The sequence below is a fragment of the Streptomyces sp. rh34 genome (assembly GCF_002551245.1).
GTDB lineage: Bacteria > Actinomycetota > Actinomycetes > Streptomycetales > Streptomycetaceae > Streptomyces.
The window spans coordinates 1-13,461 of record NZ_NTGZ01000197.1 but is presented as its reverse complement, the minus strand read 5'-3'; the positions used below and the strand labels follow the sequence as shown (position 1 = coordinate 13,461).

Below are 13,461 nucleotides of genomic sequence, written 5' to 3'. Positions count from 1 at the left end.
CGGGTCTCGCATTTCCTTCTCGCCTTCCGGTTCTTCGCTTTCGCGTTTTCCCTTTCGGCGAGTCCGACTTTACCAGACTCTTTTCCGTTCCGTTTCCGGTCCGAATTCGATTTCCGGTGGCCTGTCGAGCAGCCTTGCCTTTCGGCGTGTTCACTACGTTAGCCGATTCTCTTGGCAACTCATAATCGAGTCGATAGGGCGAATTACGGGCATGCCGAGTTCGCACCCGCCAGGGTGAGTCGTAGGTAGTGGTGTGGCCGCTTCGGGTGGCTCGGTCCGGTCCGATGGACTGTTCCGAGAGCTGTACCCGTGTCAAGCGGCTCGGACTACATTAGGCGTCTGCCGAGGGTGCGTCAAGTCGCACCTTTGCCACTCGACCGGCGGCGCGGTGCGTGGGCGCGATAAGGGCTCACCGTGGGGTCTCCCTCGATCCAGAAGCGCCACGGCTGGTGGGCGCCGTCGCCGCCCACCCCTGTACGGGGGCCGCTGCGTACGAGTTCACGCGGCGGCGGAGTGCCGTGCAGTACGGACAGGGCCGGGGCGGGGCCGCCGAAGAGATCGCTGCCGTTCAGGGCGCGGTCGACGTCGAGGGCGGTGGCGAGGCGGGCCGGGCCCTTGGCCAGTTCCTTGTCGTGGCGGGCCGAGGCGCGGCGGTCGCGGGCCAGGGCGGCGCCGACGTTGATCTCGCCCGCCCGGAGCAGGACTCCGCTCGCATGGCCTTCCGGGCCGCAGACCAGGTTGAGGCAGTGCCACATCCCGTACGTGAAGTAGACGTACGTGTGGCCGGGCGGGCCGAACATCACGCTGTTGCGCGCGGTGCGGCCCCGGAAGGCGTGCGATCCGGGGTCGACCTCGCCCGCGTACGCCTCCACCTCGGTCAGGCGCAGCTCGATCGTGCCCGCCGGGCCGCGGCGGACGAGCGTACGGCCCAGGAGGTCGGGGGCGACTTCCAGTACGGAGCGGTCGAAGAACTCTCGTGTCAGTGGGCTGCGGTCCGGGCTCTTGGTCATGGCGACCGAGGGTACTGGGACCGCGCGGACGGGAACCGGCTACCGTCGTGGCGCGTATGTAGGGGTCAGTACCAAGAAGGAGTGACTATGGGCTTCAAGCGGCTGCTCGCGAGCATGGGTGCCGGCGGTGCCTCGGTGGAGACCGAGCTCACCGAGGTGAATGTCGTCCCCGGTGGGGTCGTGCAGGGCGAGGTGCGGATCCAGGGCGGTTCGGTCGCCCAGCAGATCGAGGGGCTCTCCGTCGGCCTCCAGGCGCGGGTCGAGGTCGAGGGCGGGGACCAGGAGACCAAGCAGGACATCGAGTTCACCAAGCTGAGCCTCGGGGGCGCCTTCGAGGTCCAGGCGGGCGCGGTACACGTGGTGCCGTTCGGCCTGGAGATCCCGTGGGAGACGCCGATCACCATGTTCGGCGGCCAGCAGCTGCGCGGGATGAACATCGGGGTGACCACCGAGCTGGAGATCGCCCGCGCGCTGGACTCCGGTGACCTGGACCCGATCAACGTGCATCCGCTGCCGGCGCAGGAGGCCATCCTCAACGCCTTCGGCCAGCTGGGCTTCGGCTTCCGCAGCGCGGACATGGAGCGCGGTCACATCCGCGGTACGCGTCAGCGGCTGCCGTTCTACCAGGAGATCGAGTTCGTCCCGCCGACGCAGTACCGCGGGCTGAACCAGGTCGAGCTGACGTTCGTCGCCGACGACCGCGAGATGGACGTCATCCTGGAGATGGACAAGAAGCCGGGACTGTTCAGCGAGGGCAGCGACTCCTACCGCGCGTTCAAGGTGGGGCTGCACGACTACCAGCAGACCGACTGGGCGGCGTACCTCAACCAGTGGCTCGCCCAGGTCGGCGGACAGCGCAACTGGCTGTAGAGGGCGGTACGCCCCCTAAGGTCGGGGAAGAAGGCAGACGAACCGATCAGGAGAGGTGCCAGACGTGACCGAGCCGAAGAGGGCCCCGCTGCCGCACGACTTCCATCCGGAGGTTCCGGCGTTCACCGTGGTGAGCGACGACCTGGCGCCGGGGGCCGTGCTGGGCGATGCCCAGGTGCTTGCGGGCGGGAACACTTCGCCGCAGCTGAGGTGGGAGGGTTTCCCCGAGGGGACCAAGAGCTTCGCCGTGACGTGTTTCGACCCGGACGCCCCGACGGGCAGCGGGTTCTGGCACTGGGTGCTCTTCGATGTCCCGGCCTCGGTGACGGAGCTTCCGGCCGGCGCCGGCAGCGGAGCGTTCGAGGGGCTGCCCGAAGGGGCCGTCCAGGCCCGTAACGACTACGGCTCCAAGGACTTCGGGGGCGCGGCACCGCCGCCCGGGGAGAACCACCGCTATGTGTTCACCGTGTACGCGGTGGACACCGAGAAGCTCGGAATCGACGGCGACGCGTCTCCCGCCGTGGCCGGATTCAATCTCCGGTTCCACACGCTGGGGCGTGCTCAGCTGATCGGTGAGTACGAGGCTCCCGTCGGCGATTAGTTCGTTCGCTGTTTGCCCTGCTCTGGTCTTGGAGAGATCAGAGCAGGGCATTTTTTATTGCGTTGTCCATCGCGGCCTGCCCAGCCAGAGTTGATCCGGGCCTGCCAGGGGGCGGGCGGCACACGGGAGGTGGGCAGGATGCGTGACACGCTGGTTCTCAACGCGAGCTTCGAGCCGCTGTCGACGGTGACGCTCAACCGTGCGGTGGTCCTGATCCTGACGGACAAGGCCGTCGTCGAGCAGTCGCATCCCGAGCTCCGTATGCGTGGTGCCGCCGTGGACATTCCGGCGCCCCGTGTGATCCGGCTCTGCCGGTACGTACGGGTGCCGTTCCGAAGACAGGCGCCGTGGTCCAGAAGGGGTGTGCTGATACGGGACCAGCACCGGTGCGCGTACTGCGGGCGGCGGGCGTCCACCGTCGACCATGTGGTGCCGCGTGCCCAGGGCGGGCAGGACACCTGGCTGAACACGGTGGCCTCCTGTGCCGAGGACAACCACCGCAAGGCCGCCCGGACGCCGGAGCAGGCGGGGATGCCGCTGCTGAAGCAGCCGTTCGTCCCCTCCCCCGCCGAGGCGATGCTGCTGGCGATGGGGGCCGGCGACCGCTCGGCGCTGCCCGAGTGGCTGGACCGGGCAGCGGCGGCGTAGGGCGCGGGAGCGATCGTCCGACGTGGCCGCGGGAGGCCGTGGCGTAGTCGGTGTACGCCCGGTGACGTATGCGTGGGCCCGCCCTGTGGGCGGGCCCACGCATGTCAGCGGAGCAGCAGTTGGACGATGGCCACCGTGCCGACGGCCACGATGAGGGCGCGCAGGACGGTGGGGCTCAGGCGGCGGCCGACCTTGGCGCCTATCTGGCCGCCGATGGCCGAGCCGACCGCGATGAGGACGACGGCTGTCCAGTCGAAGTGGGCGACGAAGAGGAAGAACAGCGCGGCGATGGTGTTGACCACGGCGGCCAGGACGTTCTTGACGGCGTTGAGGCGCTGCATGGTGTCGTCGAGCAGCATGCCCATCAACGACAGGTAGATGATCCCCTGGGCGGCGGTGAAGTAGCCGCCGTAGACGCTGGCGAGCATCAGGCCGGTGAACAGGAGCGGGCCGCCGTCGGCGCGGGGCGGGACACCGGTGTGTTCGCGGCGGCGCTGGACGGCTTTGCTGATGCGTGGTTGCAGGATCACCAGGACGAGCGCCAGGGCGACCAGGACCGGGACGATCGTCTCGAAGGCGGTGGAGGGCAGGGCGAGGAGCAGGGTCGCCCCGCAGAGGCCGCCGATCGCCGCGCCGACGCTCAGCTTGAGTATGCGTCGGCGCTGTCCGGCGAGTTCCTTGCGGTAGCCGATGGCCCCGCTGATGGAGCCGGGGATGAGGCCCAGCGCGTTGGACACGGTCGCGGTGACCGGGGGAAGGCCGGTGGCGAGCAGGACGGGGAAGGTGATCAGGGTGCCCGAGCCGACGATCGTGTTGATCGTGCCCGCTCCGACGCCGGCCGCGAAGACGGCGAGTATTTCCCAGATGGACAAGGCCATCTCCTTCGGTGGTCAGTGACGCCTCCCCGCCATGAAGGTCGAGGGGCCTCACTGATCATGCACGAAAGGGCTTTCGGGTCAGGAGACGGGGGGTTCCTCGCGTCGCTCCACCGCCGGGGCGGGGATGCCGCCCTGGCTGTTTCCGCCGTTGCCGCCGTTTCCGTTGCCGCCGTTTCCGTTCCCGCCGTTGTTGAAGCCCGGCATGCCGCCGCCGAAGTTCCCGAAGGCTCCGCTGAGGCCCTTGAGGGCGTCGCCGATCTCGCTGGGCACGATCCAGAGCTTGTTGGCGTCGCCCTCGGCGATCTTCGGGAGCATCTGGAGGTACTGGTACGAGAGGAGCTTCTGGTCCGGGTCTCCGGCGTGGATGGCCTCGAAGACCGTGCGGACGGCCTGGGCCTCGCCCTCGGCGCGCAGGGCGGCGGCCTTGGCCTCGCCCTCGGCCCGCAGGATCGCGGACTGCTTCTCGCCCTCGGCGGTGAGGATCTGGGACTGCCTGATGCCCTCGGCGGTGAGGATCGCGGCGCGCTTGTCGCGGTCGGCGCGCATCTGCTTCTCCATCGAGTCCTGGATGGAGGTCGGCGGCTCGATCGCCTTGAGCTCGACGCGGTTGACGCGGATGCCCCACTTGCCGGTCGCTTCGTCGAGGACTCCGCGCAGGGCGGCGTTGATCTCCTCACGCGAGGTGAGGGTCCGCTCCAGGTCCATGCCGCCGATGATGTTGCGGAGGGTGGTGACGGTGAGCTGCTCGATCGCCTGGATGTAGCTGGCGACTTCGTAGGTCGCGGCGCGGGCGTCGGTGACCTGGTAGTAGATGACGGTGTCGATGTTGACGACCAGGTTGTCCTGGGTGATCACCGGCTGCGGCGGGAAGGGCACCACCTGTTCACGGAGGTCGATCCGGTTTCGGATCGAGTCGATGAACGGGACGACGATGTTCAGGCCCGCGTTCAGGGTGCGGGTGTAGCGGCCGAACCGCTCCACGATGGCGGCGCTGGCCTGCGGGATGACCTGAATCGTCTTGATCAGGGCGATGAAGACGAGCACCACCAGAATGATCAGAACGATGACGATCGAGTTCATGGTGTCTCTCGTGCCCTTCGGTTGGCCGGTGGATCGCGGTGATCGGGGTCGGTGCTCATGTGGGGCCGGTGGTCCGTGCGTTGTGGGCCGGTCCCGGTTCTCATGGTGATCGACATGATCGACTTCGAGTCTGGCAGACCTGGGCCCGCCGCGTGCACGCTTCGGTCACATGACGACGGCCGTCGCTCCGTCGATGTCCACGACATCGACCTGGCTGCCGGGTTCGAAGACCTGGTCGGCGTCGAGCGTGCGGGCCGACCAGACCTCACCGGCGAGCTTGATGCGTCCCCCGGAGGCCGATACCCGTTCCAGCACGACCGCCTGACGTCCCTTCAGGGCGTCGATTCCGCTGGCGTGCCCGGTCTGTCCGGCCCGGTGTCTGGCGGCGATCGGGCGCACGACGGCGATCAGCGCGACCGAGACCAGGACGAAGACCAGAACCTGGGCGACGATCCCGCCGCCGAGGGCGGCGACGGCCGATGCGGCCACCGCCCCGACGGCGAACATCCCGAATTCGGGCATCGCGGTCAGGACGAGGGGGATGCCCAGCCCCACCGCGCCTATCAGCCACCACACCCATGCGTCGATGTCCACATGGTCATCGTAGGACTGTCGGTGCGTCACCGACAGGGCGCACGGGTGGCCAACCGCGGTGCACGGCCCGCCGATCGTGGCGCGAGGGCCTGTTGCCGTGCCCTGTTGCCGTGCTCTGTCGCCCCGGCGCTTCGTTCCTGGCCGCCGGCCCTGGGGCGGCGGGTGAATGTGGGGCGCGTGGGACGCACGGCGGGTCGGTCAGGAGAGCGGGAGGCCGTGGGCGGTGTAGCGGTCGCCGGTGTGCTCGACGATGAGCGGCAGGCCGAAGCAGAGGGAGAGGTTGCGGGAGCTGAGCTCGGTCTCCATGGGCCCGGCCGCGAGGATCTTGCCCTGGCGGATCATCAGGACGTGGGTGAACCCGGGCGCGATCTCCTCGACATGGTGGGTGACCATGATCATGGAGGGCGCGAGCGGGTCGCGGGCGAGGCGGCCGAGGCGGCGTACGAGGTCCTCGCGTCCGCCGAGGTCGAGCCCGGCGGCGGGCTCGTCCAGGAGCAGCAGTTCGGGGTCGGTCATCATGGCGCGGGCGATCAGGGTGCGCTTGCGCTCTCCTTCGGAGAGCGTGCCGAACCTGCGGTCCAGGTACTCGGTCATGCCGAGGCGGTCGAGGAAGGCGCGGGCGCGCTCCTCGTCGACGGCTTCGTAGTTCTCGTGCCAGGTGGCGGTCATGCCGTACGCGGCGGTGAGGACCGTCTGCAGCACCGTCTGGCGCTTGGGCAGCTTGTCGGCCATCGCCACGCCCGCCATGCCGATCCGGGGGCGGAGCTCGAAGACGTCGGTGCCGACGCCGCCGAGCTGTTCGCCGAGGATCGTGGCCGTTCCCGTGCTCGGGAAGAGGTAGCTGGAGGCGAGGTTGAGGAGGGTCGTCTTGCCGGCGCCGTTGGGGCCCAGGATGACCCAGCGCTCCCCCTCCTTGACCGACCAGGAGACATCGTCCACCAGAGCGCGTCCGTCGCGGACCACGGATACGTCCACCAGCTCCAGTACATCGCTCATGGCGCGTTGTCTCCCCATGCAGTCTCGTCGATCGTCGCGTGCCGGTGGGCACGGCTCCCAAGGGAAAACCTACGCCACCGCGCGAGTGCTTCAGGCGTGAGGGCCGTTCCCAGGCGTTGCCTAGGCTGTCGGCATGCTTGTCGAACCACGTTCAGGGTTGTTGGCCGCTTGGGGAAACGCGCTTCTGGCGGGACTCGTCTCGCCGGACGAGGCGGCCCTCGCGATCGTCGGACAGGACGCGGTGCACCGCGTCGACGGACTGCCGGGTGAGGCGGGGCCGGTCGGGCTCACGCTGGCGCTCGGCCGGCTGAGGGGGATGGGAGCGAGCGGGTTCCGGGTCGCGCTGCCGGTTCCGGGGCATCCGCTGGGGCTGAGTGGTCCGCCCGATTTCAACGCGCGGGCACTGGAGGCGGAGGAGGCGGTGGTCGCGTACGGGGTGCCGTACGGGCTGGTGCCGGAGGTCACCGAGGCGGGGCCGGCCGGGGATCTGCACGTGGAGGTGGTGTGGCGGGTGCTGCCGGTACGGGAGGCGCCGCCCGCGGACGTGCCGTCGCTGGGCGAGGCGGAGCGGGAGCTGGCGGAGGCGTTGCGGGATGCGACGGCGGTGCTGTCGCGGCTGGACGTGGCCGGTTCCGGGCCGGTGGCGGAGGCCGCGGTGGACGCGTACCGGGCGCGGGCGGAGCGGGGGCGGGATGTGCTGGCGCCCGGGTATCCGCCGCGGGCGGTGCGGGTGCTGGAGATGGCGCAGCGGGTGGGGCTGCTGGTCTCGGTGGCGTACGAGAACGGGCACGGTGGTGCGGTGAGCGCATCCGAGATCGCGGCGCGGGGGGAGGCGCTGCGGCCGGTGGAGCGGGTGGCTCGGCGGGCTCAGGTGGCGGCGTACAACGCGTATGTGGAGGGCGGGGAGGTTCGGCGGTAGACCCGCGGGGCTTTGTCCTCAAGCGCCGGACGGGCCGGGGTGGTGCGCCCGGCGGGCGGGAAGCGGCCACAGACTTCGGCGCTTGTGGAGCTCGCGGCCCCCCGGCTCCGGGGTTCCGTCCTCACACGCCGGACAGGCTGGAGCGGTGCGTCCGGCGGGGCGGGGTGGGGTCCTTATCCCGCCGCTCCGTTGCGTACCGCCCACAGCGCCGCCTGGGTCCGGTCGGCCACGTCGAGCTTCATCAGGATGTTCGACACATGCGTCTTGACCGTCTTCTCCGAGAGGACGAACGCACGGGCGATCTCGCGGTTCGAACGCCCGTCCGCGATGAGGCCGAGGACTTCGCGTTCCCGCTCGGTGAGCGTGCTCCCACGGCCCGTGCCGGTGCTGCCGGTGTCTTCCTGGGCCAGCAGCGCGCCCGCGACCTCCGGCTGGAGCAGGACGTGACCGGCGTGGACCGAGCGGATCGCCCCCGCCAGGGCGTCCGGGTCGACGTCCTTGTAGACGTAACCGGAGGCTCCGGCGCGCAGGGCGGGGACCACCGTGCGCTGTTCGGTGAAGCTGGTGACGATGAGGACCTTGGCGGGGTTGTCGAGCTCCCGGAGGCGGCGCAGGGCCTCGATACCGTCGGTGCCGGGCATCTTGATGTCCATCAGCACGATGTCGGGGCGGAGCTCCTCGGTCCGGGCCACACCCTCCGCACCGTCGGACGCCTCGCCGACGACCTCTATGTCCTCCTGGATCTCCAGGAACGTACGCAGTCCGCGGCGGACCACCTGATGGTCGTCGACCAGCAGCACCCTGATGATCTTGTCAGCCACCGGGGACCTCCATCTTTATCGTGGCGCCCTTGCCGGGCTCCGAGGCAACGGTGAGTCGGCCGCCGACGCTGTTCGCCCGGTGGCGCATGGAGACGAGGCCGAGGTGGCGGCCCGCCCGCCGGACGGCGGTGGGGTCGAAACCGCTTCCGTCGTCGGTGACGCGCAGGACGGTGTCGGTGCCGCGCCGGGCCAGGGTGACGCTCACGTGCTCCGCGCCGGAGTGGCGCAGGGCGTTGTGGAGGGCCTCCTGCGCGACCCGGAGCAGTGCCTCCTCCTGGGCGGCGGGCAGCGCGCGCACTCCCCGGCTCTCGAAGGCGACCTCGGCGGCGTGCGCCCGGTCCAGGACCTGGATCTGGGTGCGGAGGGTGGCGATGAGCCCGTCCTCGTCGAGGGCGGCGGGCCGCAGTTCCACGACGGCGGCCCGCAGCTCGTCGACGGCCTCGGCGGCGAGGGCGGCGACCTGCTGGAGTTCGTCCTTGGCGCGGGCCGGGTCGCGGTCGACGAGGGCGGCGGCGGCCTGGGCGGTGAGGCGGAGCGAGAACAGCTTCTGGCTGACCGCGTCGTGCAGTTCGTGGGCCAGGCGGGAGCGTTCCTCGGCGATGGTCAGCTCGCGGCTGCGTTCGTAGAGCCGGGCGTTGGTCAGGGCGATCGCCGCGTGCTGGGCGAGGATCGAGAGCAGCTCCTCGTCCTCGGCGGTGAAGCCGCAACCGCCCCCGGGCTTGGGGCACAGCTTGTTGGCGAGGAACAGCGCTCCGATGATCTCGTCGCCGTCCGTGATGGGCAGGCCGAGGAAGTCGGACATGTCGGGGTGGGCGTCGGGCCAGCCCCCGAAGCGGGGGTCCTCGCGGACGTCGGCGAGGCGTTCGGGCTTCGCCTGGTGGAGCATCGAGGCGAGGATGCCGTGCTGGCGGGGCAGCGGGCCGATGGCCTTCCACTGTTCGTCGCTGACGCCGTCGACCACGAACTGGGCGAAGCCGCCGTGGTCGTCCGGGACGCCGAGGGCCGCGTACTGGGCGTCGAGCAGTTCACGGGCGGAGGCGACGATCGTCTTGAGGACGTCGCCCACTTCGAGGTGCCTGCTCATGGCGAGGAGCGCGGCACTCACCGCGGCGAGGCCCGACGGTGGGCGATGGCTCATGGGATCACCGTACCGGCGGGGACCGCTCGGTCGTATCGGGCCGGGGTCGGTGGTGGGCGTGCGGGTGGTCTAGGTCCGGGCGGCGGCCGCCTCGGCCGAAGGTCGTAGGACGGCCCGGGACCCCACGCCGCACTCCCCGGGTACGACTGCGCCCCCGGGCGAGGCACGGTGCGACCGGGCTTCCCGCGGTGGTGTCGCCGGGGTCTCCCGGCGGAAGCCGAGGGTACGAAGGGGACGGTCGCCCCTGCCGGTCGCGATGATCACGGGTGGTTCGCGGGGCCCGGCGCGCGCGGGCGGGCGCGAGGCCCTGCGCCGTGGGTACGAGGCGGCGCCGCAGGAGGGGCACCTCTGGCACGAGTTCGGGGAGGTCCACCTCATCCCACCGGATGAGGAACATAACGCTCCGGATTGCTTCAGCAACGAAAGGTGAGACTGTCAGGTCGCCGATGTGAGCCCAGGCATAGGGCCCACGTCACTTACGAACGTACCTAGTGGGCGCATAAGGGCGATTTGGGCAGGCGTGAGTAGGGGTCAATTCGGACGAACGGGACCCGGCTCCACTACCCGGGTTCGTACGTCACACCTTTGCCACACGATTTTGCTGCCGCTAAGAATTGCTCTCGTCCCCGACGGAGGTGCGCATCACCGCCTCCGGTCTCGTCCTCCGTGAGGACACCTGAGCATTCGAAGAGGTAGCCCTACATGTCTGCGACTCGCATTCCCAGCCGTGTCCGTCGTCTGAACAAGGTCCAGAAGATCTCCGTGGCCGGTGTGTCGGCCCTGGGCGTCGCCGCCCTGACCTTCTCGCTCGTCCCGTCGAACGCCGAGGCCGAGATCGCCCCGCAGGCAGCGGCGGCCGCCGCGCCCGTGGCCTTCACCAACGCCGCGGGTTCCGCGCAGGCCAAGACCGTGCAGAACAGCATGCTCAAGCAGCACTCCACCGCTGAGCAGCTGGTAAAGGCCGCCGACGCCGCCAAGGCGAAGGCCGCCGCCGAGACCAAGGCCGCCGCCGCGAAGGCGAAGGCCGCGTCCGAGGCGAAGGCCAAGGCCGCGGCGGACGCCAAGGCGAAGGCCAAGGCCGCCGCCGACGCGAAGGACAGGGCCGCCAAGGCCAAGGCGGACGCGAAGAAGCGCGGCACCGAGGCCGCGAACCGCTCCACCGCGCGCAAGCCCGTCTACGCCAACAACCTGGACGGCTGGATCCGCGAGGCCATGGCGATCATGAAGAAGGAAGGCATCCCCGGTTCCTACGAGGGGATCCACCGCAACATCATCCGGGAGTCCAGCGGCAACCGCTGGGCCATCAACAACTGGGACATCAACGCCCGGAACGGCGTCCCGTCCAAGGGCCTGCTCCAGGTGATCCAGCCGACCTTCGACCGCTACCACGTGGCGGGCACCAAGAAGGACCTGTACGACCCGGTCGCCAACATCGTCGCCGCCTGCAACTACGCGGCCGACCGCTACGGCACCATGGACAACGTCGACAGCGCGTACTGAGCCGCCCGGCACCAGGCATGACGAACGCCGGAGGGCGGCACCCCGCGGGGTGCCGCCCTCCGGCGTCGTTCCGGTTTCCCGGCCGGGCCGCTGGTGCGCGATCCGTCGCGCTACTTGCGCATGACCTCGGGTTCGTGGCGCCGCAGCAGGCGCGCGACCGCGATGCCGCAGATCACGCCGAGCGCGAGCAGCACGGTGATGTTGATGCCCCACTGGCCCGCGGTGTGCTCCCACAGCGGGTCGAGGTCGGTGGGGTTCTTCGGGTCCCACGGCGGCATCAGGTGCGCCAGGTCCAGCGTGGTCCCGGCCGCGGCCATCGCCCAGCGGGACGGCATCAGCCAGGCGAACTGCTCCAGGCCGGGCGATCCGTACACCTGGAAGAGCACGCCGGTGAAGACGACCTGAATGATCGCGAACATGACCAGCAGCGGCATGGTCTTCTCGGAGGTCTTCACCAGCGAGGAGATGACCAGACCGAACATCATCGAGGTGAAGCCCAGCGCGATGATCGAGAGGCAGATCTCGACGGCCGGCGGCATGATCAGGCCCTCCGCCGGCAGATCGCGGGTGGCGAAGCCGATGCCGCAGATGATCACGCCCTGGAAGGCGGTGATCACGCCGAGGACGATCACCTTGGACATCAGGTAAGCGGAGCGCGACAGACCGGTGGCCCGCTCCCGTTCGTAGATGACCCGTTCCTTGATCAGCTCTCGTACGGAGTTGGCGGCGCCGGAGAAGCACATGCCGACCGCGAGGATCAGCATGATCGTTCCGGCCTTGCCGTTGAACCGGGACGGCGGGTCGGGCTCGGCGAGACCGAACTCCGCCGGGATGACCACGCTGACCACGCCCAGCACGGCGGGCAGGATCAGCATCAGGCCCATGAAGCCCTTGTCGGACGCGATGACGGAGGAGTATCTCCGGATCAGCGTCCACAGCTGCGCCATCCAGCCCTGCGGCTTCGGCGGGCGCATCTGCTGCGGGGGCGGCATGTTGACCGGCTGGGCCGCGACCGCGTCGATGTCGGCGGCGTACATCTGGTAGTGCTGCGAACCGCGCCAGCGGCCCGCCCAGTCGTAGTCGCGGTAGTTCTCGAAGGCGGAGAAGACGTCGGCCCAGCTGGTGTAGCCGAAGAAGTTCAGCGCTTCCTCCGGCGGACCGAAGTAGGCGACGGAACCGCCGGGAGCCATCACGAGGAGCTTGTCGCAGATCGCCAGCTCGGCGACCGAGTGCGTGACCACGAGCACCGTGCGGCCGTCGTCGGCGAGGCCGCGCAACAGCTGCATGACATCGCGGTCCATACCCGGGTCGAGGCCTGAGGTCGGCTCGTCCAGGAAGATCAGCGAGGGCTTGGTGAGCAGCTCCAGGGCGACCGAGACGCGCTTGCGCTGGCCGCCGGAGAGCGAGGTGATCTTCTTGTCCTTGTGGATGTCGAGCTTGAGCTCGGCGAGGACCTCGGTGATCCGGGACTGGCGCTCGGCCTCGGTGGTGTCCGCGGGGAAGCGGAGCTTGGCCGCGTACTTGAGGGCCTTGGTGACGGTCAGTTCCTTGTGCAGGATGTCGTCCTGCGGGACCAGACCGATGCGCTGGCGCAACTCGGCGAACTGCTTGTACAGGTTTCGGTTGTCGTAGAGGACGTCACCCTGGTTGGCGGGCCGGTAGCCGGTGAGCGCCTTGAGCAGGGTGGACTTCCCGGAACCGGACGGGCCGATGACCGCGATCAGCGACTTCTCCGGGACACCGAAGGAGACGTCCTTGAGGATCTGCTTCCCGCCGTCGACCGTCACCGTGAGGTGGCGGGCGGAGAAGGAGACCTCACCGGTGTCGACGAACTCTTCCAGCCGGTCCCCGACCAGCCGGAACGTCGAGTGACCGACGCCGACGATGTCGTTCGGGCCGATGAGCGCGGAGCCGGACTTGTGGAGCGGCAGACCGTTGACGTACGTGCCGTTGTGCGAGCCGAGGTCGCGGATCTCGAAGCGGCCGTCGGGCGTCGCGTGGAACTCGGCGTGGTTGCGGGAGACCTGGAGGTCGGAGACGACCAGCTCGTTCTCCAGCGCACGACCGATGCGCATGACCCGGCCGAGGGCCAGCTGGTGGAACGTGGTCGGGCTGCGGTCGCCGTAGACCGGCGGCGCCCCCGCGGCACCGCCCTGTCCCGGTCCGGCCGGATGCCCGGGGCTCTGCTGATGCGGCACCTTCTGCTGCGGAGGCTGCTGCGGCGGGACCTGCTGCTGCGGCGCCTGCGGCTGCTGCTGCCAGGCCTGCTGCGGGGCAGGGGCCTGGTGCGGGGCAGGGGCCTGGTGCTGAGCAGGGGCCTGGTGCTGAGCAGGGGCCTGGTGCGCGGGCGCCTGCTGTCCGTGCCAGCCCGCGCCGCCCCCCTGGGGCTGCTGATGGGGCTGCTGC

The 13,461-nt window shown here is 69.8% G+C and carries 13 protein-coding genes and 1 pseudogene; 6 read left to right on the top strand and 8 right to left on the bottom strand.

The window, feature by feature from the left end:
- Positions 1-353 precede the first annotated feature (353 nt).
- Entirely contained in the window at positions 354-1,010 is a 657-nt protein-coding gene (locus tag CR470_RS27935; protein ID WP_097870283.1) for a DNA-3-methyladenine glycosylase, read from the bottom strand.
- 87 nt (positions 1,011-1,097) lie between these two features.
- Between CR470_RS27935 and CR470_RS27930 the strand changes: the two genes are divergently transcribed.
- From CR470_RS27930 to CR470_RS27920, 3 genes are all read left to right on the top strand, one after another.
- Positions 1,098-1,880, top strand: a complete 783-nt coding sequence (locus CR470_RS27930; RefSeq protein ID WP_097870282.1) for a sporulation protein — start codon at positions 1,098-1,100, stop codon at positions 1,878-1,880.
- Between the two features lie 64 nt (positions 1,881-1,944).
- On the top strand, positions 1,945-2,481 hold the full coding sequence (locus tag CR470_RS27925) for a YbhB/YbcL family Raf kinase inhibitor-like protein (RefSeq protein ID WP_097870281.1): 537 nt from the start codon (positions 1,945-1,947) through the stop codon (positions 2,479-2,481).
- 138 nt (positions 2,482-2,619) lie between these two features.
- A complete protein-coding gene (locus CR470_RS27920; protein ID WP_069756287.1) occupies positions 2,620-3,129 on the top strand; it encodes an HNH endonuclease in 510 nt (169 codons plus the stop codon).
- Between the two features lie 104 nt (positions 3,130-3,233).
- On the opposite strand, the gene CR470_RS27915 is transcribed toward CR470_RS27920, so the two are convergent.
- The 4 genes from CR470_RS27915 to CR470_RS27900 all read right to left on the bottom strand — a co-directional run bounded on the left by CR470_RS27915 (position 3,234) and on the right by CR470_RS27900 (position 6,677).
- The gene (locus CR470_RS27915) at positions 3,234-4,007 is read right to left on the bottom strand and encodes a sulfite exporter TauE/SafE family protein (protein WP_097870280.1); all 774 of its coding nucleotides are present in this window, start codon (positions 4,005-4,007) and stop codon (positions 3,234-3,236) included.
- Positions 4,008-4,085: 78 nt separating this feature from the next.
- A complete protein-coding gene (locus tag CR470_RS27910; protein ID WP_097870279.1) occupies positions 4,086-5,087 on the bottom strand; it encodes an SPFH domain-containing protein in 1,002 nt (333 codons plus the stop codon).
- 165 nt (positions 5,088-5,252) lie between these two features.
- Positions 5,253-5,681, bottom strand: a complete 429-nt coding sequence (locus CR470_RS27905; protein ID WP_097870278.1) for an NfeD family protein — start codon at positions 5,679-5,681, stop codon at positions 5,253-5,255.
- A 198-nt stretch (positions 5,682-5,879) separates the two neighbouring features.
- Positions 5,880-6,677: an ABC transporter ATP-binding protein gene (locus CR470_RS27900; protein ID WP_097870277.1), complete on the bottom strand. Its 798-nt coding sequence runs from the start codon at positions 6,675-6,677 to the stop codon at positions 5,880-5,882.
- 133 nt (positions 6,678-6,810) lie between these two features.
- Here CR470_RS27900 and CR470_RS27895 point away from each other — a divergent pair, with 133 nt between their 5' ends.
- Positions 6,811-7,596: a hypothetical protein gene (locus tag CR470_RS27895; protein WP_097870276.1), complete on the top strand. Its 786-nt coding sequence runs from the start codon at positions 6,811-6,813 to the stop codon at positions 7,594-7,596.
- Positions 7,597-7,769: 173 nt separating this feature from the next.
- On the opposite strand, the gene CR470_RS27890 is transcribed toward CR470_RS27895, so the two are convergent.
- Both CR470_RS27890 and CR470_RS27885 read right to left on the bottom strand, forming a co-directional pair.
- The gene (locus CR470_RS27890) at positions 7,770-8,417 is read right to left on the bottom strand and encodes a response regulator (RefSeq protein WP_097870275.1); all 648 of its coding nucleotides are present in this window, start codon (positions 8,415-8,417) and stop codon (positions 7,770-7,772) included.
- The gene (locus CR470_RS27885; protein WP_097870274.1) at positions 8,410-9,555 is read right to left on the bottom strand and encodes a GAF domain-containing sensor histidine kinase; all 1,146 of its coding nucleotides are present in this window, start codon (positions 9,553-9,555) and stop codon (positions 8,410-8,412) included. Before CR470_RS27885 ends, CR470_RS27890 begins: the two co-directional genes overlap by 8 nt.
- Positions 9,556-9,850: 295 nt before the next feature.
- Here CR470_RS27885 and CR470_RS40790 point away from each other — a divergent pair.
- Both CR470_RS40790 and CR470_RS27875 read left to right on the top strand, forming a co-directional pair.
- Positions 9,851-9,985, top strand: a pseudogene (locus tag CR470_RS40790) (S-adenosylmethionine:tRNA ribosyltransferase-isomerase); the annotation flags it as partial.
- 272 nt (positions 9,986-10,257) lie between these two features.
- The gene (locus CR470_RS27875) at positions 10,258-11,055 is read left to right on the top strand and encodes a transglycosylase SLT domain-containing protein (RefSeq protein ID WP_097870273.1); all 798 of its coding nucleotides are present in this window, start codon (positions 10,258-10,260) and stop codon (positions 11,053-11,055) included.
- A 110-nt stretch (positions 11,056-11,165) separates the two neighbouring features.
- Here CR470_RS27875 and CR470_RS27870 read toward each other — a convergent pair.
- A partial coding sequence (locus CR470_RS27870) for an ABC transporter ATP-binding protein/permease (RefSeq protein ID WP_107489507.1) occupies positions 11,166-13,461 on the bottom strand: 2,296 nt, incomplete at its 5' end.